The sequence below is a fragment of the Terriglobia bacterium genome (genome assembly GCA_036496425.1).
Taxonomy (GTDB): domain Bacteria; phylum Acidobacteriota; class Terriglobia; order 20CM-2-55-15; family 20CM-2-55-15; genus 20CM-2-55-15.
Genome location: DASXLG010000308.1, coordinates 12,831 through 33,030, shown reverse-complemented (window position 1 = coordinate 33,030; position 20,200 = coordinate 12,831). Strand labels below are relative to the sequence as shown.

21 protein-coding genes and 1 tRNA gene are annotated in these 20,200 nt (G+C 57.1%); 9 read left to right on the top strand and 13 right to left on the bottom strand.

Translation table 11 applies throughout. The features are described from left to right. The 3 genes from VGK48_22690 to aroC all read right to left on the bottom strand — a co-directional run. Positions 1-316: formyltransferase family protein (locus VGK48_22690; GenBank protein HEY2383992.1), on the bottom strand; the 316-nt coding region annotated here is incomplete at its 3' end. Positions 317-327: 11 nt separating this feature from the next. Continuing rightward, positions 328-840, bottom strand: coding sequence for a peptide deformylase (gene def / locus VGK48_22685; protein HEY2383991.1), 513 nt, complete (start codon positions 838-840; stop codon positions 328-330). Positions 841-866: 26 nt separating this feature from the next. Further along, on the bottom strand, positions 867-2,039 hold the full coding sequence (aroC, locus tag VGK48_22680) for a chorismate synthase (protein ID HEY2383990.1): 1,173 nt from the start codon (positions 2,037-2,039) through the stop codon (positions 867-869). A 3-nt stretch (positions 2,040-2,042) separates the two neighbouring features. Here aroC and VGK48_22675 point away from each other — a divergent pair, with 3 nt between their 5' ends. Genes VGK48_22675 through VGK48_22655 form a run of 5 tightly spaced genes read left to right on the top strand, consistent with a single transcriptional unit; the run spans position 2,043 to position 5,830 of the window. Continuing rightward, a complete protein-coding gene (locus tag VGK48_22675) occupies positions 2,043-2,837 on the top strand; it encodes an ABC transporter permease (protein ID HEY2383989.1) in 795 nt (264 codons plus the stop codon). Beyond that, complete coding sequence (locus VGK48_22670; GenBank protein HEY2383988.1) at positions 2,837-3,634, top strand: ATP-binding cassette domain-containing protein; 798 nt, start codon at positions 2,837-2,839, stop codon at positions 3,632-3,634. Before VGK48_22675 ends, VGK48_22670 begins: the two co-directional genes overlap by 1 nt. Positions 3,635-3,646: 12 nt before the next feature. Then, the gene (locus VGK48_22665; GenBank protein ID HEY2383987.1) at positions 3,647-4,723 is read left to right on the top strand and encodes an MlaD family protein; all 1,077 of its coding nucleotides are present in this window, start codon (positions 3,647-3,649) and stop codon (positions 4,721-4,723) included. 8 nt (positions 4,724-4,731) lie between these two features. Beyond that, a complete protein-coding gene (greA, locus tag VGK48_22660; GenBank protein ID HEY2383986.1) occupies positions 4,732-5,202 on the top strand; it encodes a transcription elongation factor GreA in 471 nt (156 codons plus the stop codon). Beyond that, on the top strand, positions 5,189-5,830 hold the full coding sequence (locus tag VGK48_22655) for a CDP-alcohol phosphatidyltransferase family protein (protein ID HEY2383985.1): 642 nt from the start codon (positions 5,189-5,191) through the stop codon (positions 5,828-5,830). The genes greA and VGK48_22655 overlap by 14 nt, the downstream gene beginning before the upstream one ends. 21 nt (positions 5,831-5,851) lie before the next feature. On the opposite strand, the gene VGK48_22650 is transcribed toward VGK48_22655, so the two are convergent. Then, on the bottom strand, positions 5,852-6,400 hold the full coding sequence (locus VGK48_22650; protein HEY2383984.1) for a hypothetical protein: 549 nt from the start codon (positions 6,398-6,400) through the stop codon (positions 5,852-5,854). A gap of 147 nt (positions 6,401-6,547) precedes the next feature. Next, positions 6,548-6,619 (bottom strand) — tRNA-Cys (locus VGK48_22645). 165 nt (positions 6,620-6,784) lie between these two features. On the opposite strand from VGK48_22645, the gene VGK48_22640 reads away from it, so the two are divergent. Together VGK48_22640 and VGK48_22635 are read left to right on the top strand one after the other, a co-directional pair. Beyond that, on the top strand, positions 6,785-7,087 hold the full coding sequence (locus VGK48_22640) for a hypothetical protein (GenBank protein ID HEY2383983.1): 303 nt from the start codon (positions 6,785-6,787) through the stop codon (positions 7,085-7,087). A gap of 66 nt (positions 7,088-7,153) precedes the next feature. Next, positions 7,154-8,059: a TIGR03435 family protein gene (locus tag VGK48_22635; GenBank protein ID HEY2383982.1), complete on the top strand. Its 906-nt coding sequence runs from the start codon at positions 7,154-7,156 to the stop codon at positions 8,057-8,059. 32 nt (positions 8,060-8,091) lie between these two features. Here the strand turns inward: VGK48_22635 and VGK48_22630 are convergent, their stop codons facing one another. Then, positions 8,092-8,874, bottom strand: a complete 783-nt coding sequence (locus tag VGK48_22630) for a phosphatase PAP2 family protein (GenBank protein ID HEY2383981.1) — start codon at positions 8,872-8,874, stop codon at positions 8,092-8,094. A 171-nt stretch (positions 8,875-9,045) separates the two neighbouring features. Here VGK48_22630 and VGK48_22625 point away from each other — a divergent pair, with 171 nt between their 5' ends. Both VGK48_22625 and VGK48_22620 read left to right on the top strand, forming a co-directional pair. Next, positions 9,046-9,579: a hypothetical protein gene (locus tag VGK48_22625; GenBank protein ID HEY2383980.1), complete on the top strand. Its 534-nt coding sequence runs from the start codon at positions 9,046-9,048 to the stop codon at positions 9,577-9,579. A gap of 50 nt (positions 9,580-9,629) precedes the next feature. Next, the gene (locus tag VGK48_22620) at positions 9,630-10,277 is read left to right on the top strand and encodes a thioredoxin domain-containing protein (GenBank protein HEY2383979.1); all 648 of its coding nucleotides are present in this window, start codon (positions 9,630-9,632) and stop codon (positions 10,275-10,277) included. 50 nt (positions 10,278-10,327) lie between these two features. On the opposite strand, the gene VGK48_22615 is transcribed toward VGK48_22620, so the two are convergent. The 7 genes from VGK48_22615 to VGK48_22585 all read right to left on the bottom strand — a co-directional run bounded on the left by VGK48_22615 (position 10,328) and on the right by VGK48_22585 (position 20,184). Continuing rightward, complete coding sequence (locus VGK48_22615; protein HEY2383978.1) at positions 10,328-12,751, bottom strand: fused MFS/spermidine synthase; 2,424 nt, start codon at positions 12,749-12,751, stop codon at positions 10,328-10,330. A 9-nt stretch (positions 12,752-12,760) separates the two neighbouring features. Continuing rightward, positions 12,761-13,855 (bottom strand): hypothetical protein, encoded by a 1,095-nt coding sequence (locus tag VGK48_22610; GenBank protein HEY2383977.1) that lies wholly within the window; start codon positions 13,853-13,855, stop codon positions 12,761-12,763. A 44-nt stretch (positions 13,856-13,899) separates the two neighbouring features. Next, positions 13,900-15,720 carry a hypothetical protein gene (locus VGK48_22605; GenBank protein HEY2383976.1) on the bottom strand — a complete coding sequence of 607 codons (1,821 nt, stop codon included), beginning with the start codon at positions 15,718-15,720 and terminating at the stop codon, positions 13,900-13,902. An 11-nt stretch (positions 15,721-15,731) separates the two neighbouring features. Continuing rightward, entirely contained in the window at positions 15,732-16,979 is a 1,248-nt protein-coding gene (locus tag VGK48_22600; GenBank protein ID HEY2383975.1) for a hypothetical protein, read from the bottom strand. Then, the gene (locus VGK48_22595) at positions 16,979-18,391 is read right to left on the bottom strand and encodes a metallophosphoesterase (protein ID HEY2383974.1); all 1,413 of its coding nucleotides are present in this window, start codon (positions 18,389-18,391) and stop codon (positions 16,979-16,981) included. Before VGK48_22595 ends, VGK48_22600 begins: the two co-directional genes overlap by 1 nt. 143 nt (positions 18,392-18,534) lie before the next feature. Next, complete coding sequence (locus VGK48_22590) at positions 18,535-19,581, bottom strand: hypothetical protein (protein ID HEY2383973.1); 1,047 nt, start codon at positions 19,579-19,581, stop codon at positions 18,535-18,537. 156 nt (positions 19,582-19,737) lie between these two features. After that, positions 19,738-20,184: a DUF6152 family protein gene (locus VGK48_22585; protein HEY2383972.1), complete on the bottom strand. Its 447-nt coding sequence runs from the start codon at positions 20,182-20,184 to the stop codon at positions 19,738-19,740. Positions 20,185-20,200 lie beyond the last annotated feature (16 nt).

The following is a 20,200-nucleotide window of genomic DNA, read 5'->3' as shown; positions in this document are numbered from 1 at the left end:
GCAGCGAACCGTGAAGATTGATGCAGCCGAGCCGCGGTGACTGCAGGAGCCACGGCGGGAGAATCTTGCCATAAGCGACAACGACGACGATCTCCGGCGCAAGCGCTTCGATCAACAGCCGCGCCTCTTCCGACCTCAGTGAGGACGGCTGGTAAACCGGCAGCTTTAATTCGTAAGCCCGCTTTTTAGCTGGAGACGCCTGCATGGACTGTCCGCGTCCGCCCGGCTTGTCCGGCTGCGTGATGACGCCGCTTATTTCATAGCCTTTTTCGAACAGGTAGCTCAGGGACGGCAACGCGAAGACCGCGGTGCCCATAAAGGTGAGTCTTATTCCCACTTGCCCTGGCGTATGAGTTTCTTGATACGCCGTTTGATCATGTCCCGCTTGATGAAACTCAGGTGATCGAGAAAGAACTTGCCGTCGAGGTGATCCATCTCATGGCAGAAGGCGCGGGCAAGCAGATCGGAACCCTCGATGTGGACTTCCCGTCCGTCCAGATCGACGCCCCGGAGAACCACTTTTTTGGGGCGCACCACAGTGGCGGAGAACCCCGGGATGCTGAGGCAGCCTTCCTCTTCGCATTGTTCTCCATCCGTCTCCACGATCTCTGGATTGACGAGCGTGATCAGGCTGTCCTTCTTCTCACCGCTGCTCGTATCCGTAACCATGATGCGTTTGGAGATCCCGATCTGCGGCGCGGCAAGTCCCACGCCGGGCGCCTTGTACATGGTCTCGATCATGTCTTGAACCAGCTTCACTTCTTCGCCGGTGATGTTGGTGACGGGATCCGACGGCTTATCCAACACCTCCGATCCCCAGAGCTCAATAGCACGAATCATACGGTTACATTATCGCATGCGGACGTTCAGTAACTCCGCAGTTGTTCGAGGTAACCCTCATAATTTCGCTGGGTTTCCAGGATGGAGTCGCCTCCGAATTTTTCCAGGAAGGCAGTGGCCAGAACCAGGGCAACCATGGTTTCGCCGATCACTCCGGCAGCCGGGACGGTACAGGTGTCGGACCTCTCATGCTGGGCGAGAAACGGTTCCTTGGAGATCATGTCGACGGAGCGGAGCGCTTTTTTCAACGTCGGTATCGGCTTGAGATAGCCGACCACGCGAACCTCTTCGCCGTTGGTGATTCCACCCTCGATGCCGCCGGCGCGATTGGTCAGATGGGAAAACCGCCGTTGAGCGGTGTCATAGGCGATCTCATCGTGTGCCTGTGAACCGCGGCTGTATGCCACCTTCACTCCATCGCCTATTTCGACAGCCTTGACGGCATTGACGCACATCATGGCCTGAGCCAGCTTGCCGTCGATGCGAGTGTCCCACCCGGTATGGGAACCGAGCCCAAGCGGGACGCCCCGGGCAATGACCTCAAATGTTCCGCCGATCGTATCGCCGTCCTTCTGCGCCTTTTCGATCTCGCGGACCATCTCTTGTGCGAGTTCCGGAATCACGCAGTGGACAACCTCATCGTCGCGGATGGCTTCGAGCTGATCCCACGAAACCGTAAAGTCGTCCGGAACCCGCGCATTGCCGATAGCAGTCGTGTGGCTGAGAATCTCGATTCCAAAATGACGGAGGAAGACCTTTGCCAGCCCGCCACATGCAACCCGTGCGGCAGTCTCCCTCGCGCTCGAACGCTCCAGGATGTTTCGCGCGTCTGTATGGTTGAATTTCAGAGAACCGGCAAGGTCGGTATGGCCCGGTCGAGGCCGCGTCACTGTTCTTTTGGTCGCGGCATCACCGGACACTTCGCGGGGCGACATGATTTCTTCCCAATTCGGCCAATCCCGGTTTTCGATCATCATGGATATCGGGCTGCCTATGGTCTTTCCGTGCCGCACTCCTGAGAGAAAACGAACCTGGTCCTTTTCGATCTTCATCCGCCCGCCTCGCCCGTAGCCTCCCTGCCTCCGTTTCAGCTCATGATCAATGAAGCCGAAATCAACGGGAAGGTGCGCTGGAAGGCCCTCCACGAGGGCGATGAGGGCCTGGCCATGAGACTCCCCGGCCGTTCTAAAGCTCAGCATACGTTGAGTATAGCCGAATTTTCCGTTACGATGGCCACGATGCCTGTATCGCCGAAAGCTGCCATCAAGGAAGTGCAGGATCTGTCCTTCCTGGCCGGCAAGGCTTTCGTTTCCATGTTCCGCCGGCCGTTCTACGTGCGCGACATCCTTATGCAGATGGACCTCATCGGCGTCGGATCGCTCATGGTCGTCATGCTTACAGGCTTTTTTACCGGCGCGGTTTTGACCCTTCAATCCTCCAAAGAACTCTCCCGGTTCGGAGGAACAAGTCTGACCGGCGGATTAGTATCGGTGTCTTTGGTGCGAGAACTGGGACCGGTGCTCGCCGCGCTTATGGTTGCAGGCCGCGTGGGATCGGGAATGGCGTCGGAACTGGGTTCGATGCTGGTTACCGAGCAAATCAATGCCATGCGCGCGCTTGGAACGGATCCGATCAAAAAACTGGTGGTCCCGCGAATTCTGGCAACGATTGCAATGATGCCGGTACTGACCATTGTTGCGGATTCCCTCGGGATCATCGGGGGCCTGGCCGTCGCTCTGTCCGTGCTGCACATCACTCCCATTCTTTATCTGAGCCGGGCATGGGATTCCCTCAACTACGTGGACGTCTTCGGCGGCCTGATTAAACCCCTCGTATTCGGCGCCCTTCTTGCATCGGTCAGCTGCCATTGCGGGCTGCGAACCTATGGAGGAACGCAAGGCGTCGGTCGGTCAACGACTCAGGCAGTGGTCGCATCCTCGGTACTGATCCTGATTTTCGATTTTTTCCTGACTCGCTTGATTCTGGCTTATACGTGATGCAACCCGTGCTCGAGATGCGTGACGTCGTCAAGTTTTATGCCGGCGATAAGCCGGTTCTGAACGGAGTGTCGTTCCGGATCTTTAAGGGTGAGACCAAAATCATCATCGGCGCCAGCGGATCGGGGAAATCCACGATTCTCAAATTGATCATCGGCATCGATAAACCCGATGAAGGTGCAATCCTGATCGAGGGGCAAGATATCTCACGAATGGACGAGCGCGATCTGATGAGTATCCGCCAGAAGATCGGAATGGTTTTTCAGGAGTCGGCGCTCTTCGACTCCCTGACGGTACGCGAGAACGTGGCCTACCGGCTGTACGAGGTGAACGCCGATGAAAGCGAGATCGAGGCGAAGGTCCGCGAGGTTCTCGGTTTTGTCGGCCTCGAAGCGGCGATCGACAAGATGCCCAGCGAACTCTCCGGAGGAATGAAACGGCGGGTGGCTCTGGCCCGTGCCCTGATCGGTGAACCGGGCATCATGCTTTACGACGAACCGACCGCCGGCCTCGATCCTATAACGTCAAAGAGGATCAATGAGCTCATTATCGCCCTGCGGGACACCAAGCAAGTGACCGGCGTATTCGTCACCCACCGTATGCGCGATGCGTTTACACTTTCCACGGAGTACGCTACGAACGGAGACGGACAAACCCATTTTCAGACCGAAGGCGGGTTTCTTTGCATTGCGAACACCAGGTTTCTTCTGCTTCGGGACGGGAAAATTGTCTTCGAAGGTCCCGATGAAGTGCTGCGCAAATCCGAGGATGACTACATCAAACGCTTTCTGAAGTGAGAGGAGAAAAACATGGCGCAACGCCGATCCCTTGCCTGGACTGAATTGCGAGTGGGCATACTCGTTGTTACCAGTTTCGCCCTCCTCGCGCTGGCCATTTTCTACGTCAGCGGTCAGTCCGGATTTTTCGTACCCAAATACACGGTGATCGCCTATTTCCAGAACGCCAACAATCTTCGGGCCGGGGCGGAAGTGTCGCTGGAGGGCGTGACTATTGGCAATGTCGACAAGGTCGAGATTTCCCCGGAACCCGATCCGAACAAAGCGGTCGCAGCCGTAATGAAGCTTGAAGCGAAGTTTAAGAATATTATTCGCACCGACTCCAAGGTCTCGATTTCGACGATCGGCTTGCTCGGCGACAGCAAAGTCGACATCACACGCGGAACCGAAGCCGGAACGGTGATTGCGGATGGGGGCTATATCCAGGGAACCGAGGAAGGCGATATCCGGAAGATCGTTCAGGGAACCAACGATTTTATTGCCAACCTGCAGGTGCTCAGCGAAGACTTTAAGAAGATCGCCGATCGCGTGGACCAGGGCGAAGGCACTTTAGGCCAATTCCTGACCAACACCGCCGTCTTCGATAGGACCAATGACCTCATAAAGGAGGCGAATACGCTGGTCCACGATGCGCGCACCGGTCCCGGAACCATGGGCCGGCTGATATCCGATGACGCGCTGTATACGAAATTTATGGAGATGAGCGACCGCATGGACGTTCTTGTGAAAAAAATCGAAAGCGGGAACGGCAGCGCCGGGAAATTTGTAAACGATCCAGCGCTTTACAACCACATCGACGATCTGACAGCCAAGGTCCAAAGCATCACCGAGCGGATCGACCGCGGCGAGGGCACACTGGGTAAGCTGATGAAAGACGATACGCTGTACACCGATTTCAGGAATGGCGTAACCAAACTTAATACTCTGGTCGACTCCGTCCAGAATGGAGAGGGCAGCGCCGGGAAGTTCATCCGGGACCCCGCTCTTTTCAACAGCCTGAACGAGACGACATCGGAGATCCAGAAATTGATTTATGATTTCAGACAGAATCCAAAGAAGTTCTTAACGATCAATTTCAAACTGTTCTAGGAAGCCCAATGAGTTCAGAAATTAGAAAGAAACTCGAAGAAGAAATTCAAACTCTCGAAAAAGAACTGCGCGAAGAATTACCGAGGGCGCTCAAAACGGCGGCCGCCCTCGGAGATCTGAGCGAGAACGCCGATTACCAGGCGGCGCGTGAACGGCAGGATTTCGTGCGGGTCCGTCTGGGACAGCTCAAACAGAGGGCAGCGGACCTCTCGATGATCAATTTCGATAAAATCCCGCGCGACAGGATCAATCTCGGATCCAAAGTCGTCCTGCTCGACGTCGACAAGAATGAGGAAGTAACGTACAAGCTGGTAACCAGCGAAGATGCGAATGCGCCGGCAGGATTGATCTCGACCACTTCGCCCATAGGAAGAAGCCTTTTGAACAAGCGTGAAGGCGAAACTGTTGAAGTAAAAATCCCGTCAGGCACGAGGACATTCGAAATTCTGAGCTTTGTCACGATGCATGACAGTCAATAACCGCGTGGAAGAGCCCAGATCCATAACGGGGCGCATCGGCGCCGGCGGCAAACGCGTTGTCGATTCGATCGTAAACCTGCTGGCGAGTCTTCGCGTCCATCCGAATATCCTGACGCTCATCGGGATGCTGATCAATATCGTCGCGATGATCCTTTTCTATAAAGGATACTTCCCGTTGGGCGGCGTGGTCGTGATCTTCGCAGGCATATTCGACATCGTCGACGGAGAGGTGGCGCGGCGCACCAAGCGGGTAACAAAGTTCGGGGCTTTTTTCGATTCGGTGATCGATCGTTATTCCGATGTGCTGCTCCTGCTGGGACTGATCGCCTGGTTCGCCAGAATCAATCGCCTTCAGTACGTCTGGCTCACCGGCCTCTGCCTCATCGGTTCCATTCTTACCAGCTACACCCGGGCGCGCGCCGAATCGCTTATTCCGGCATGCAAAGTCGGATTCCTGGAAAGACCTGAAAGAATCGTCCTGCTCGTGATCGGCGCATTATGCGACAGGATGGCCGCCGCGCTCTGGGTCATGGCCATCCTGTCGAACTGGACCGTCTCTCAGCGGATCTGGTACACGTGGCGTGAACTCTCCGCCCTGGAGAGGCGTGGCGGCGCCGCCGCGCCTTGAACCTGCGCACAGCTTAAAAACTCAGCTGAACGAACGCGTGAACAACTCATCGATCGCCTTGCGGCCGCTATCGTGGAGGTCGCGTGTCCCGGTTCCCGCAAAATGAGGATGCGTGATGACCGGCGACCTCTCTGCAGCCCAGTTATCGCCGGTCCAGAGGTGCCAGCCATCGCGATTTTGATCAAAGACGTACAGCGGCTTATTACAAAGCTTCGCAAATTCGGCGCCCCAGCCCGTGCCGCCCTTGACAGTCCCGTCATCCAGGATTTGCCCGATGACGTAAATTTCCTGAGCGTTGTTGACCTGGTGCCAGATGCTCTGCAGGATCTTCCGGAACAGGGATGTATCGGAATAGGTCCGGTGCATCAACCGGCTGACGTAAGCAAGGCTCACGTCACCTTGTTTCAACTCTTCGTGCGTCAAAACTCGAATGCCGCGGATCCTTGCATCGTTATGACCTTCAAACGTGAAGTTGACCTCGTCAATTCCCTTCCGCTCCGCCGCCGCCCCGAATGCCGCCTCTGCTCCTTTTGCCGCTCCACTGTAAAGTATGCAGTCCTCCGCTTTCATGCGCCCTCCGCACATTCAGTATAGCCTGTAGGGTCTCTCTTCAGCAGTACGTCACGAGGGGAGTTATGGTAGGTATTTTCAAACTGATATGGACAGTCGAGCCGGCGTAGGCGAGGGCTGAAAGCCCGCGCCTACGACCAGGTCCAGAGGCGCCGATCGGATTCGAACCGATGCATAAAGGTTTTGCAGACCTCTCCCTTACCACTTGGGTACGGCGCCAGTCGAACGTGCAACAGACATTATAACCACACCGGAACCCGGGATGCATGGCGCATTCCTATGAAAGTGATGACTTACTGGTATCCGGAACCATGACGTGGCTGCGTTCACTCCTGCCTGAAATCAGTTGAGGCCCTAACAACCGGAACTGCGGCCGTCTAATAAATGTTGGAGCGTGAAATGTCATCCTCGATTCTTTATGAAATCACCAAGTTAGCGAGCGACTCCTGCCGCCCGGAGATGCCGGGCCTGGACACCCAGGACGAATTGCGGACTATCGTGGGCTACGGGCATCTGGCCGAGCTATACCCCGAAAAACGGGAGTACTTCGAGTCTCTCTGTCTGCATCTTAAAACCCTGGCCCACCTGGCTCATGACCGCCATGAGCGCAACGCGCACAGGCGGATCGAAACAACTCTTCAACGCGTCTGCAAAATTGCAAGCACCCGCCTGCTGGATGCGGCATAAAAAGGCACAAGGAAAATCCGATTTTTCTTGTGCCTCTTGTGCTTCTTGTGATTCCTTCCTTTCTATATGAAACGTGCCGCTCTCACGCTGATTTTGGGAATCGCCATCGCCGCCCAGGCGCAGAATCCATCGTTCGAGGTGGCTTCGATCAAGCCGAACAATTCCAGGGCCGGCGGCCCGGAGGAAATCATGCTGGGTTGCCACGGCACCGACAGCCATAGCCAGGAGAATATAGTCCCTATGGGCCGCTGCGTTGTGAGGCATGAGCCCTTGAGGCTCGTCATCGCTCTTGCTTATGACGTGCCGCCGGCGTTCATGATCCCCTACGATGGAAAGATTCTGTCCGGGCCGGATTGGATCAACTCCGATGTCTACAATTTCGATGCGAAGGCGGAGGGCCCTGCGACCGAGGCCCAACTGAAGTTGATGCTTCAGACGCTCCTGGCCGAACGGTTCAACTTGAAACTGCATCGCGAAACCAAAGAACTGCCCGTCTATGCACTCGTCACGACCAGGAATCCATTGAAGTTTCAGCCGGCTCCCAAAGACCGGGAGTGTGAAGGGCAGAGCCGCAGCGATCACCGGTACGAACTCGGATCGAGAAATATTGCCGGACAGTGCCACGGCTTCGTGCCTGAAAACGGCCAGATGTCCGGGCGGAGCGTCGATATGAGCGATGTGGCGGAGATGCTTTCGAGATGGGCGGGACGCGTCGTCATCGACAGGACGGAAATCAAAGGCCTCTTCGACGTCCAACTGCCCCGTATGGCTTCGGCCAATGTTCCGCTTGGGGGCGGAGGTGCAGGCGCACGCGAGGGCGCCCCGGGTCCTGCCGTCGAGGGCCGGTTTTCCCGGGACTCGATTCCGACCGTTTTTGCGGCAGTCGAGCAATTCGGATTGAAGCTCGAATCGTCAAAAGGGCCCGTCGAGGTTCTGGTCGTCGACAACATACAGAAGCCCACGGAGAACTGAAGGATCCTATGCAATGATCCAATTTTCTTAAATCAATTCCGCGTCGTGCTCCGGTGATGAACGACCCATCGGCCGACCAGATAACCAACCAGGCTGCTGGCCAGGGCATCGGATGGAAAGTGCTGACGGCCCGTAAACCTGGACACACTCACCGCCGTAGCCAGCAAGTAAGCGCCGTATCTGACCGGCGAACTGTCATGATACTGCTCGGCCACGACGGTCGACAGAGCCCAGAACATTGAGGCGTGCCCGGAAGGCCAGGCGTCGCCGCCCTTCCAGAACCCGGTTCCTCCCGATCCGTTCGGCTGCTTACGATTGGTAGCGCTCTCGAATACTCCCGTCATAATGATCGAATGAACCAGGGCCTGCGTACCGAGAATGCCCGTTTCCCTCAGGCGCAGATCGTCGGTGTAACGCCCGATAAGGTACATCGAGGCTCCGGCGGCGAAGAGGGGATAGGGAGCCCCGAGACTCGAAACAGCATGACTGGCCGTCTGAACCGTGTCCGACGGTTTGAAGTTCTTGTAGGCGAAGGCATCTGTGGAAATCGCCAGCGCATTCACGCCGACGATCGGAATGACCCATTTCGCCTCGCCTTCGTGAGGCCGGAACATGTCTTTCCAGATCGCTCTCTCGTCACGCAGGATGTCGAAACTCGCAGGCATCACAAGGTACTTGTGCTGCGATTGAATCAGGGGCTGCGTTTCAGGTTGGGTCAGATCGTCTGACAATGCGGGCGGTGCGGGTTGCGCATTGGCTCTTGAGGCATTCAGTGCGATCAAGACAATGCAAGCGGCCCAAATATGTGTCTTCATGACTTACCAGATATTTTCGAATGTGCGTTAAAGGTACCGCGAGCTTCATGTACTCACTTCGAATGATCGCGTAAATTCCGACAATATAGCCATCTATAATCTGGGCATGATGAATATCAAAGAGAATCTTTACACGCGCGTAGGCGCGGGTTGAATGACAGACTGTAGGGGATGAAACGTCTACGACCGGTCCTAATGATACTGGCGCTTGGAGTCCTCTTCTATGCCCTTTACCGCCGGACTCACCCTGTCCAGCAAGCCAGGCCGGCGAGCGGCGGCCCATACTCTCTTGAGATCCGTCCGCTTCCGGTCAGTCACACGCTGGCGCTCGGTGATTTCGAAGTTCCGGCCAGAAGCAGTCACGATGTGAAGATCGTTCTGGATGAGCCGCACATGCAAAATGCCCGGGTGACGGGTAATTTTTCGACCGAGAGCGTTTCAGGAATTCAAGTAATGCTGCTCAACGAGATTGAATACAACCAGTTTACCGGCGACCATAAAATCCCTCCGGGCTTCCTCTACTTATCCAAGACGACGACAAACGGGAACATCCAGGCTGCAATTCCACAGGCCGGCAACTACTATCTTGTCTTCGATAACTCGCCATCCGACTCGAGCATCAAAGTGAAGGCTGAGGTGACCGTCCACTACGAAACCGTTCACGTGGACACGCCTCCTGCTCAGCCGCCGCCTCCAAAGAAATGAGCCCCGACATTCATCTGGATGATGCGTGCCGTCCGCGCTAGTATGACGGCATGAAAAAGCTGCTGAAGCCTCTTGCCGTCATCGTTATTGCGGTTGGAATCGCGGCAGGCGCCGCCGTGTATTTAAGCCGCACCCCGGACCAGCCTGTGGAAGACACGGGAACAGCGAAGCCGGTTCAGCTCAAAGGTGGTCACTTCCGTGGCCCCGAAAACGCACAGGTAACTCTGGTCGAGTTCGGTGACTACGAATGTCCGAGCTGCGGTGGCTTCCATCCCTTCGTCAAAGAAATTTTGAGCCGCTACCCTGACAAACTTCGTCTCGAATTTCACCACTTCCCGCTCATCGCCGTTCATCCGAATGCGATGCTTGGCGCAATGGCAGCGGAAGCCGCCGGCGATCAAGGCAAGTATTGGGAAATGCATGATGCGCTCTTCGAGCATCAGCGAGAGTGGGGCGAGAGCCGGAACGCGGAGGTTATTGTGATGGCCCTGGCAAGCCGCATCGGGTTGGACATGAACAAATTCATGCAGGAGCTCCACTCACCCGCCGTGCAGGATCGTATCCTCCGGGATGAAACCCAGGCGGAGCAGCTGAAGCTGAATGAAACGCCGTCGTTCTTAATCGACGGCCAGCGCGTTTATATCAAGCCGAGCATCGAAGATTTCGTGAACGTTATCGAAGCGCACCTTCACAAATGAGCTTTGTTCTGATCGACTGTAAACGCCTTTTCGCTTCGGCCAGAAGGTCGTCAATCCTGATTTCCATAAGGTTGCATCATGGCCAGCTTCAGTGAATTCACGCGCTCTGCAGTTCCGATGAACATGTCCGCCGGAAACCGCCTGTATCGGAGCATGCCGGCATAGATGGCAGCACTGTTATCAAGATCCAGGCCGGCGCCCGCCAGGTATTGCATCCGCAGATTCCTGTCACGATTGATCGCCGCACCTTCCAGCCATTCTTTGAGATCCGAGGCACGTCCGGCATACGTCGCGAACAGGTCGTCTGCGGAATGCATTCCCACCTCATCCAGCGACTGAGCCACTCGAGAATATTCGGAACGGCGGAGGCGCTGTTCCATCACATCGAGATCGAAGTGCGCCGGCTCAACCTGTCCCAGCAGGATCATGTCGTGGCCACGCCCCTCATAGGTATTACCCCATATCGTGCCGTTCGGAAAGACTTCGAAGAATGTAGCCACGGCGCTTTTCACAGCCTCCAGATTGGTCTCGAATAACTGGATGTACATGGTCACGACGCCGCCGGGGTTCAGCCGCTGCCTGGCCGCCTCGAAAAACTCTTTTGTGTAAAGGTTTGCGGCGCCCTTCACCCAGGGATCGAGCGGATCCGCTGTGATCGCATCGAACTTTTCCTGCGATGTCAGAAGATAATGGCGTCCATCATCGATCTGCACCTGAACCTTCGGGTTATGAATGACATCGAAATTGTTTTGGCGGAAGTACGCCGCTGCAACCTGCGGCACGAGCGGCTCGATTTCCACGATCGCCAGATGTTCCACAGCTGGATCGATCGACACGGCGCCGGCCGTGATCCCGGCCCCACAGCCGATCACGAGGACAGACCGGGCATGCGGCGGCGTGAGCGACGTCATGTGTCCCAGCATCCTCTGCAAGCGCATGTCGCGCGGAACATTCGACGCCTGAATCTTTCCTGCGACATGAAACGTCCGAACGCCATTCGGGAAATCCGAAACCGCCACCGATGAGTTCAGCCCTTCGCGGGCATAGACGATATTTCCCTTGCCGACCCAGGTTGACGCATAGCGTCCGTACGCGATAAGAACTTTCGAGACCTCTGGAACACAGTTCACCATCGCCGCCGCCAGCACGACGGTGACGGTGCCAACGGCCACGGCTCTCCGCCGGCTTCCGCCGCCCGCCAGCATCAAAAAGCCTGCAATGGCCGCGACTCCGATGAGCAACTGCTCTGCGCGCTGCGACCCCAGCCACGCCACGAGAATCAGACCTGCGGCGAGCGCTCCAACAATGGCGCCTGCGGTATTGGCCGCATAAACCCCGGCCATCAACCTTCCGGCGTCTTTCCTTGCGGACCGTATGGAAGCCAGGGCCAACGGGAAACTGGCGCCCCAAAGCAACGTGGGCGGTAAGACTGCCCATAATGCGCGGTCCAGATCGAGTTGAAAATTGAACCAGATGCCGGCAGAAATCGACGGGTCGATCGGCCAGTATGGCAGTGAAGCGGCGAGGCTGTATGCTGTCCACGCAATCGAGACCGCAGCCAGCAGCTGGCACCACCCCAAGGCCGCCCGAGGATGCGAGAGATTGCGGCCGAGCAAAGACCCGATCGCGCTGCCGATCCCAAGACCGGCGAGAAAAACCGCAACGATAATAGACAGCGTGTAGACCGATGCGCCGAACAGCAATCCCAGCTCGCGTGTCCAGATGGTTTCCGCCGCCATGGCGCAAAAACCGGAGATCGCAATTGTCAGGTAGACGATTCCATTTCCCGATCCGTTGCTGTGGGCGCGTTTTGTCACCGAACTCGCATTTAGACATCGCGCGCGGTCATAGACCGCGCCCACAGACAACCCTGCGGCCGCGACCGCGGCATTCACCGCCGCAGCGGCAAATGTCGCGGTCGTCACATCGTATTTCCGTAACAGATAAAAGCCCGACAGCAGGCATCCCAGAACGGCGCCGGCGATGTTCGCGCCGTAGAAGAAGCCGAGCCACGAAACGCCCTCCCGCGTCTCCTCGACCTGACGTGCAAGAGCCGGCAAGGTAGCGCCCATCAGTAACGTTGGGAGCCCCAGGCACGCCGCCGCGACAATCCCACGCAGCAGGAATCCGCGCAGGCCATATCCGGCCCAGGCAAGGTAGACACTCCCGATGGCCGGTATGACTGAAAGCACCAGCATTGCCGAAAGAGCGATGCCGATCTCGATCGCGGCGTAAACCGTCAGCGGATGATAACGGGCCGGAATCGCACGCGGCGCAACGACGCTACCCAGACAGGTTCCGCCCATGAACGTGGCGAGGATGACGGCGAGAGAAACAGCCGAAGAACCGATAACCAGTTCCAGCAGCTGGAACCAGACGATCTCGTAAATCAGAGCCGCAACACCGCTGCCGAACGAAAGCAGCAGCATGAGCGGCAACAGCCATTCCGGTAATGGGGTTTCGAGTAAATCCAAACCGGTATTTTACGGGTTTCCACCGGATGTTGCCGCACTCGATGCAGCCCCGGCGGCGTTCTTGTTCCTGGTGAACGTCTGCATCAATCCGTCCAGGAAGGAGAAAAAGACATCTACTGCGTATCCGGCAAGAAAGGCGATCGCCAGAGGAGAAACCGAAGTTCCTGTGTTGATTGCGAAGTTACTGAAAAACCCCACAACGGCGCCTGCGACACCGGCAATGAGAAAGCGGTGGAAATCCGCGTGCGACGGCTTGAAAGTCCGGCTGCTTATTTCCTGCTCGAAAGTGCGGACCAGATACACACAGGTGCCCAGCAGCGCATAGAGAACGGGAAGGATGCACGTGGCGAATGCCGAGTACCACACCGACACGTCGTCCACAACACTCTGGCCGTAATAGCGAACATCCTGGTAAACCGAAATCCTTTCGGCCGACACGATTGAAAGGTCATCCGGCAACGGAACCGGAAGCTGTAGCTTCTCCTTCAGCTCTTTGGCCATGTCCCGGGCCTTATTGGCGTCTTTGTTGAAGCCCGGCCGCAATTCCTGAAACGGGTCTTTGACCCTCCGCAGAATGAACACGTTCAACTGGGCCGACCGGCTGTCGATTCCCCGGATAGTGGCCGCAAAGGTCTGAAGCTCACTAACCACATCCGACCGGTTCACGCCCGCCGGCAGCACCGGAGTCGGAAGTTGCGTGGTCAGTTTTACGGCGAGATCATTGGCCGTGACGATGTCCTTGCGGATCGAGTCCGAAATCGACGACGTCACATAGCTCGCCAGCGAATACGGAATGATCACCACGGCGAGAACGATGGCGATCACCCAGTACCGGCGGCCGGTCGCCTCGGATTGACCGTTTGTACTGGCCTTCAGGCTTTCGGCAGTCACCGGCTTGAGCCGCGACACAAGCCGCGTCAGCGCTGACAGAAGATGCGCGGCCGTGGTTTCGTCCCATCCGGTGCTGAACGCCGATCGCGCCTCCAGAACGGCGTCGCACGTATCGCCATCAATCTCGATGCCGATCTCGGCGGCGTATTTCAGCAGGTGTTCGGCGTCTTCCAGAGTGTCTTTAAAATCCACCGGATCAATGCGTTTCTCCACGACATCGGCCCTCCTGGGCTCGGGATGAGACATGCGCGCCCTCTCTAGGTGTTATCAAGGTCGAAGCCGATTCTCAGCCGCCGTTGATGCCATTCCTCGTCCATCAGAAGAAAGTAACCGAACAGCTTGTACTTGTAATCGGCGATCGGCGTGTTGGGATTCCAGGGTTTGAGCCAATCCGTTGCATAAATCAGCTGGCCTAAATAGAGACCGTCCGCAATCTGCGCAATCTCATCGACGCAGAAGCAATCCGGCGGAATGTTCTTCAACGCCTTCCAGCGATAGTTGAACTGGTAAATCTTCTTACCTTTATTCTCCGGCAGCAGACTGGACTTGTCTCTCCGCCCGATAAAGAAGAACGTATGGGCGTCGAAACCGTATTGCTGGTGTTCTTCCGGCGCCGCATCCTCCATTCGCACGCCGGCGATTTTCATGCATTCGCGAGTGAACTTCTCCTTCAGCGTCCGGAAGACAACCGTATTCGAGCAGTTCCATGCGGGCTCGGAACCCATCGGTTCTCCGCCGTCCGTCCACATTGCCAGTTGCGCCGCATCGATGGGATTGAACGTCTTCCCTGTCCACGGAGAGAAGAAGCGGGTTGCCTGCCAGGCGACGTCGATCGTGTTTTCGTGAAATGGCGCCAGCAGACCCTCGCTTTGCCAGGACACGAGAGCACCACGATAGAAGCCATTCATGGACTGCGGCGAGAGGCCGGCATTGAACAGCGCATGCAGTTTGTCAAAGAACGGCGAACCCGTTGCGTGTTCCTTCATCAAGGCATCCGAGTAGGACTTGAGCGTCCGCATGATGCCGCCGGAATTCCGGATGTCGGTGCGAACCTGATCGAGAAGGTTTGGATCGACGTCGCCATCCTGCGGGCTGGCCAGGGTTAACGTCGAAAACTTGTCCGGCGGCGCCTGCGACGGCACCGCGGCGTTGATTCCGTCCGGCGGAATCGCGGCGTCCGGCATTTCGAGGAACGGGAAAAGGCGTTGGGCTTCGGCATTCCAGTAGGGCTCGAACAAGAGGAAGTATCCGAAGTTCTGATAACGATAATGCGAGGGATCGGTTTGCGGGTCGAACTGCTCGAGGAGATGTTCCGTAGCAAAAAGCACCTGTCCCAGATACAGTCCGTCCGCGATCTGAACCATTTCGTCGATGAGATAGGTCAATGGGGGGTAATTACCGAGCGCGTGGTAGCGGTAGTTCAGGCGAAACACCTCCCGCGGTGTGCCGGGCCACACGGACGGCGCGCGATGCGCGGCGAAGTGGCCGCCCTTGCGGTCGTAGCCATATTGCGCCTTCTCGGCATCCGTGGCCTTCTGCAAATGCCACATGAACGTCAGAAGCGTGTTGGCGGCGATATTCACGGGCGCGCCCGCGATCCGATTGAAATGGTTGATTCCTCGAAAGACTTTGATGTCGGAAGGAACCGTGCCGCCGACGACATTCGCGCGGTCGCCGCCGATCATCGGTGTGTAAGTCTTGCCTGCCCATGGACAGGCGCCGACAATCAGCGAGCCCCACAGAAACCCGATCAGATTCCCGAATTCCGCAGCCGCGCCATGCAGGTCGCCGGTACGAAGTCCGGGAGCGATGCCGTAATGATGGCCATCGAGAGAATCGAACGTGTTCCCCAACTCGAACAGCTTCGCCATTTTCCCAAGCGGCGGCGCATTGTTATCCACGCTGTCGTGCAGCAGCGTCATGTAATCCTTGACCATTTCAAGGATGGAAGAAGCGGCCGAAAGATCGGCCGCAATCTCCTTCGCGAGCGGGTCGTCAGGATTGGCCTGCCGAAGGCACGTCAGTGTCGTCAGTCGCGGGTCAGCGCCGGCCGGGCCGGCAGAAACATTCGATACCATGCACTCCCCTCTCAATCCCGGGTGATCAATTCGCTGTGATGGACGCCCAGGTGATACCCCATAAATCTGTTGGTGAACTTGTAGTGGTCCGTTGTGTTGCCGTAAACGTCGCGCCGGAACGGAAGCAGTGTTTCGTAAATCTTCTTGAAGGTCTTGCGGTCGTAAACCGCGATCACGTTGTAGCCGCGATTGCCGACGATGAGGTTCTTGCCGTCCGGCGAGACACGCGTTGCATAGATGCCGTCCAGAACCCGTCCGCCCGTCACCTGCAGGGTCTGGAGAATGTAATGCGTATTGCTCGGAAAGGACTTGCGCGAAAATGCTCCAAGCAGCGAGTGCAGCTTGTCGTGAATGCAGAACGCGCGGGTGGTCCATTTGGGAATGCAGGGAAGGAACCGGCTTTCGGCGAACCGGTCCAGCGGAATTTCGAGCACGCCATGGCTGCCGCCGCTCGCGACATACAACACGTCGTCATTGGAGATATCGACGTCTGAATTCAGGTGACCGGGATATTCGGCGCCGCTGCTCCACGTGCGGGTGATTGTGGCGGTCGGAAGATCGATTTCATAGATGTACTCGCGGACAAAACTGGGCGACCAGTTCACCCAGTCGTCGTGGTCGGTGATAAGCGAATATGTCAGCGCATAACCCACCGGCTTGGTCGGATGAACCCGGCAATGCCAGACATTATTCTGAACTTTGATGACTCTCGCCCGCTTCTGCGGATCAGGCTCTTCCAGATCGAATACGCCGACCTGGCGCACGTCATGTTTCTCGGGGCCCAGGTCTCCGATCAGGACATATCTGCGGTTCGAGTCCCAGCGCAGCTCGTGGGCGTTCTCCAGGCGGTGCGGACCGAGGTTTTCCGGGCTCTTCAAGTTATCGACATGAAAGCGATAAATATGATCGCCGATCGCTCCGATGAAATGCTCGCTGTCGGGATACCAGAGGTGGTGCGTGTTCGCGCGCAAACGATAATCGATCTCTTCGAAATACATCGTCGACTGCCGGCTGACCTCGCGCATCTTGTCCGGTTTTTCGATGTCGAGAAGCATGATCGTCTGGCTGAAATTGCCCAGCAGCGCCAGCTTTCCATTGGGCGCCAGCGACGGATTGTGGGCGGAGCTGATGCCGTAGAAATGCTGAACGTAGGTTTTCCGTTCCGGCCAATCGAAGCGCAAAATGCCGGCGCTGCCGATCAGGCCATCCAGATTCCGGCCGTCCAATGCGAAGTAAACGCTGAAACGCTGGTCATCCATCAATTACCTTCCCCTTGAATTCTCAACCGCAGCGGAATCTCCCCGGCAACGACAGCCGAAAAACTTTTCCAGGGGTCGCGGTTAGGATTAATGAGGCCCTGCAGCCGCTCATAAAACGCCGAGTGCGTTCCATTCGGGCGCTGGGCTTCGCTGACGCGGACGGCATAGTTCGCCGCGTCCGCCTGCTGGTTGTAAAAGCGCAACGAAACGACGTCGAGGTTTTCATCGACGAGAACGGCGCTGGCGCCGTGCAGCGGCTCGGCCTGAGGCGTATCGACCACCCACCCTCCGCTGTTGTAAAGACCGGTCAACCCCGGATAACCCGCGAATTCCCCGGTATCCTCGTATGGCTTGTGGGTGTGACCGAACACGAACGACCACTCCGTGGGTCGATTGTGATTCAGCTCCTGATCGAGTTGTGTCAGCAGCACACCTTCAATGTAGTTCTTCAATCCGGCAGTTGCGTCCGGAGTAAGGAGCGCAGATCCATCGTGCCGTTCCGTTGCGGCAACGCGGCCCAGCGTCAGGTTGAGAAACTGTCCCAGGAAGTAACTGTCGATTCTGCCGCCGAGGCCCTGCTTGCCGAACTCGCGAACGATTCCCGCAGCCAGGTTGTTGATGAGGATTTTCAACTTTCGAGGGTCCGTCATCATGTTGTAGATCAGCTCGACATCCGTGCCGACGCCGCCGGACCGCCCCAGCGTCGACCAGAAAAAGTCGATCCAGGCGAAGTTTTCCGCCTCGAGATCCCAGATCGTGACCGGCGGCTTGCGATCCGGAAAGATCATCGAACGCAGGTTTGTCATCAATGTGTAAATCGATTCGATGTAATGACCATGCGAAAAAATGACAAGCTTCCCGTGTCCGTCATTCAACCCGAAGTTGGGATAGACCGCGCGGACCGTGATGTCCTTCATCGCATCGTGACGCTGGATGAGCGTATTCAGAAAGAACGCCGGAACGGGATCGCCGCTGAAGATATTTGTGGTGTGCCACGGAATGGGCAAGTCCCGAAGATCGGGATTCTTGTCGATGAAATTGGCATATTGCGTTTCGCGCGCCGTCTCCCACAAATGATGGTCGTGGTTGCCTGCGACATAGATCATTTCATTCGCGAAGAGCCGCTTGCCGTTATTCGGAACGATCAATTCCATGAAGCGCTCGAACGCCATGGCCGCGTTGTTGTCGCTGGTGAGGGCCAGTTCCATGATGTCGCCGTTCAGGATCAGGGTCGGCGGTGCGGCATTCTGGTTCTTCGAAATGAGATCGGAAAGACACGCGGCAAGTGCCTGCAGCACCGGACTCGCATGGAGCGGCTCGACGGTGGCCGTGCCGGCTCGAAGATTGGTCAGGAGGCTGTTATCGGCGCCGAAATGGGTATCCGATAGACAGACGTAGCGTACATCAGGCATCGAAACCTCCGCATTCCGCTCTTCACCTACTGTAGGAGCAGAGTTGAAAAGAAAATGTGAAGCTTCCCGAAAATTGCCGTAACAAGCCGCAGATCACGCCGGACAACGCAGATCCAATCTCCGCATCCGGAGTGTTCCGCGGCTTATTTCTTTGCCGCCTGTTCCTCCCTGCGCGCGCCCACCAGAATCCCGGTGAGGCCGTAGTTTCCTTCGTGGCACGCGGAGTCGAAGATCATGTGGCGGCTGTCGTCGGTCTTACCCATCTCGATTCTGACGGTCCAGGGACGCGTCCAGGTCTTTGGATCCTCGAAGGTGATATCACGCCGCAGATTGTTGGAATCGATGCGGGTGAATTTTTCGGTCATTTTATATGTGTCGGGATTTGCCCCGCGATACCCTTGAACGAAGTTCGTGGTCTCGACGATCAGCGTATTCCCTTCCCACTTGCCTCTCGAATCGCCCAGGACGTTTTTGATAGTCGACGGCGCATGCGGACGGCCGTCCATGAAAATCACGCGGTTGCCGCCGCCGGCATGATCGTCCTCCATATATATACCCATCGACTTCGGGCCCTGGACAATCTGCATGACGGTTCCCTGCGCAAATAACGGGTTCGTCGCAAGGAATGGCATCTGAACGCCGAGACAACGCGGCGATTGCGCTACCGTTTCCGGATTGTCGTTGACAGACGCGGCATTGCCGCGGCCTCCACCGCCTGCGCCGAGTCCGCCGCGCCCTCCGCGGCCTTGGCGCTGCTGTGCTTCGGCTGTCAGCGGCGGAATTTTTCCGTCCGGCGGATCGATGATCATGGAAGTGCGCTTACTGGTTCTCAATACCGAATTGAACACCGCATTGTAAGCGCCGTTGACGTCCTGCGCGCTGTTTGCCGATCGGGCATTGCGGCCCGGATCGTCCGCCTTCTGCTTGTCGGCGGCAGCGACTTCCGCGTCCGTCAGGAATTCTTTGTTGGCATTGGCCGCGGAGCGTTCAAGCGGCACATTCTCCATCACGAACCAGGTGCCTTGAAGATCCGGCTCGCCCCATGCGGTTCTGGGAGCAGGCCCCGGTTTGGGCAAACCCGGAGCTTTGGGCGCAGCTTTCGTCTGGCTGCGCATGGACACCGCCGCCAGCGAGACAAACACTGCAACTAGCGCCAGTGCACCCAGCGGTGCTAAATATCTTTGCCGCATCGAAAACCTCTCGTCATTTGAAAGAGCAACTCCCCTCCTCGAGGAGGAGGGGTGCCCGAAGGGCGGGGTGGTCGCTCACGATTCATGTTGATTCCGGACCGACCACCCCGGCGCTTTGCGCCACCCCTCCTGTAGCAGGAGGGGAATTGCTAACATCTATTTCTTCTCCGTATCGATTCCCGGACGTTGCACTTCGTACGGAGCGCCGTCACCGGAGCCGCCCAGGAACAGCTTCGTTCCATCGGGCAATGTCAGATCGCGGCCATTGGCCCGGTGCGATCCGTCTTTCGACTGGTACCCTACGACATTGAGCTTCTGTCCAACCTTCAGCGTATCCTTGGTGATGCCGCGCCGTAACAGGATGTTCGGACTGCCCGCTTCGATCGCCCAGTTCTCGGACGTGCCGTCGGGCTGCTTCACATCGACATAGATCCAGCTGTGAGGATTGATCAGCTGCACCCGCGTGACGGTCGCGTTCTTGAAATCGACGGGTTTATTCGCGTCGAACTCTGCCGCAAACGCGTGGTGCGCCCAGACAGGCGCCTGCGATAACAGAATCGCAATACCCGCAGCGGCGGCTCCAACAGTGAACTTGATTCCCATAAAACCGACCTCCGAT

Excerpts from the sequence above, each read along its gene's own strand:
- VGK48_22650 (HEY2383984.1), bottom strand. The coding sequence starts at position 6,400 with ATGAAAGCGGAGGACTGCATACTTTACAGTGGAGCGGCAAAAGGAGCA.
- VGK48_22590 (HEY2383973.1), bottom strand. The coding sequence starts at position 19,581 with ATGCGGCAAAGATATTTAGCACCGCTGGGTGCACTGGCGCTAGTTGCA.
- VGK48_22620 (HEY2383979.1), top strand. The coding sequence starts at position 9,630 with ATGAAAAAGCTGCTGAAGCCTCTTGCCGTCATCGTTATTGCGGTTGGA.
- VGK48_22605 (HEY2383976.1), bottom strand. The coding sequence starts at position 15,720 with ATGGTATCGAATGTTTCTGCCGGCCCGGCCGGCGCTGACCCGCGACTG.
- VGK48_22640 (HEY2383983.1), top strand. The coding sequence starts at position 6,785 with ATGTTGGAGCGTGAAATGTCATCCTCGATTCTTTATGAAATCACCAAG.
- VGK48_22600 (HEY2383975.1), bottom strand. The coding sequence starts at position 16,979 with ATGGATGACCAGCGTTTCAGCGTTTACTTCGCATTGGACGGCCGGAAT.
- VGK48_22670 (HEY2383988.1), top strand. The coding sequence starts at position 2,837 with ATGCAACCCGTGCTCGAGATGCGTGACGTCGTCAAGTTTTATGCCGGC.
- VGK48_22655 (HEY2383985.1), top strand. The coding sequence starts at position 5,189 with ATGACAGTCAATAACCGCGTGGAAGAGCCCAGATCCATAACGGGGCGC.
- VGK48_22595 (HEY2383974.1), bottom strand. The coding sequence starts at position 18,391 with ATGCCTGATGTACGCTACGTCTGTCTATCGGATACCCATTTCGGCGCC.
- greA (HEY2383986.1), top strand. The coding sequence starts at position 4,732 with ATGAGTTCAGAAATTAGAAAGAAACTCGAAGAAGAAATTCAAACTCTC.
- aroC (HEY2383990.1), bottom strand. The coding sequence starts at position 2,039 with ATGCTGAGCTTTAGAACGGCCGGGGAGTCTCATGGCCAGGCCCTCATC.
- VGK48_22635 (HEY2383982.1), top strand. The coding sequence starts at position 7,154 with ATGAAACGTGCCGCTCTCACGCTGATTTTGGGAATCGCCATCGCCGCC.
- VGK48_22585 (HEY2383972.1), bottom strand. The coding sequence starts at position 20,184 with ATGGGAATCAAGTTCACTGTTGGAGCCGCCGCTGCGGGTATTGCGATT.
- VGK48_22665 (HEY2383987.1), top strand. The coding sequence starts at position 3,647 with ATGGCGCAACGCCGATCCCTTGCCTGGACTGAATTGCGAGTGGGCATA.
- def (HEY2383991.1), bottom strand. The coding sequence starts at position 840 with ATGATTCGTGCTATTGAGCTCTGGGGATCGGAGGTGTTGGATAAGCCG.
- VGK48_22630 (HEY2383981.1), bottom strand. The coding sequence starts at position 8,874 with ATGAAGACACATATTTGGGCCGCTTGCATTGTCTTGATCGCACTGAAT.
- VGK48_22625 (HEY2383980.1), top strand. The coding sequence starts at position 9,046 with ATGAAACGTCTACGACCGGTCCTAATGATACTGGCGCTTGGAGTCCTC.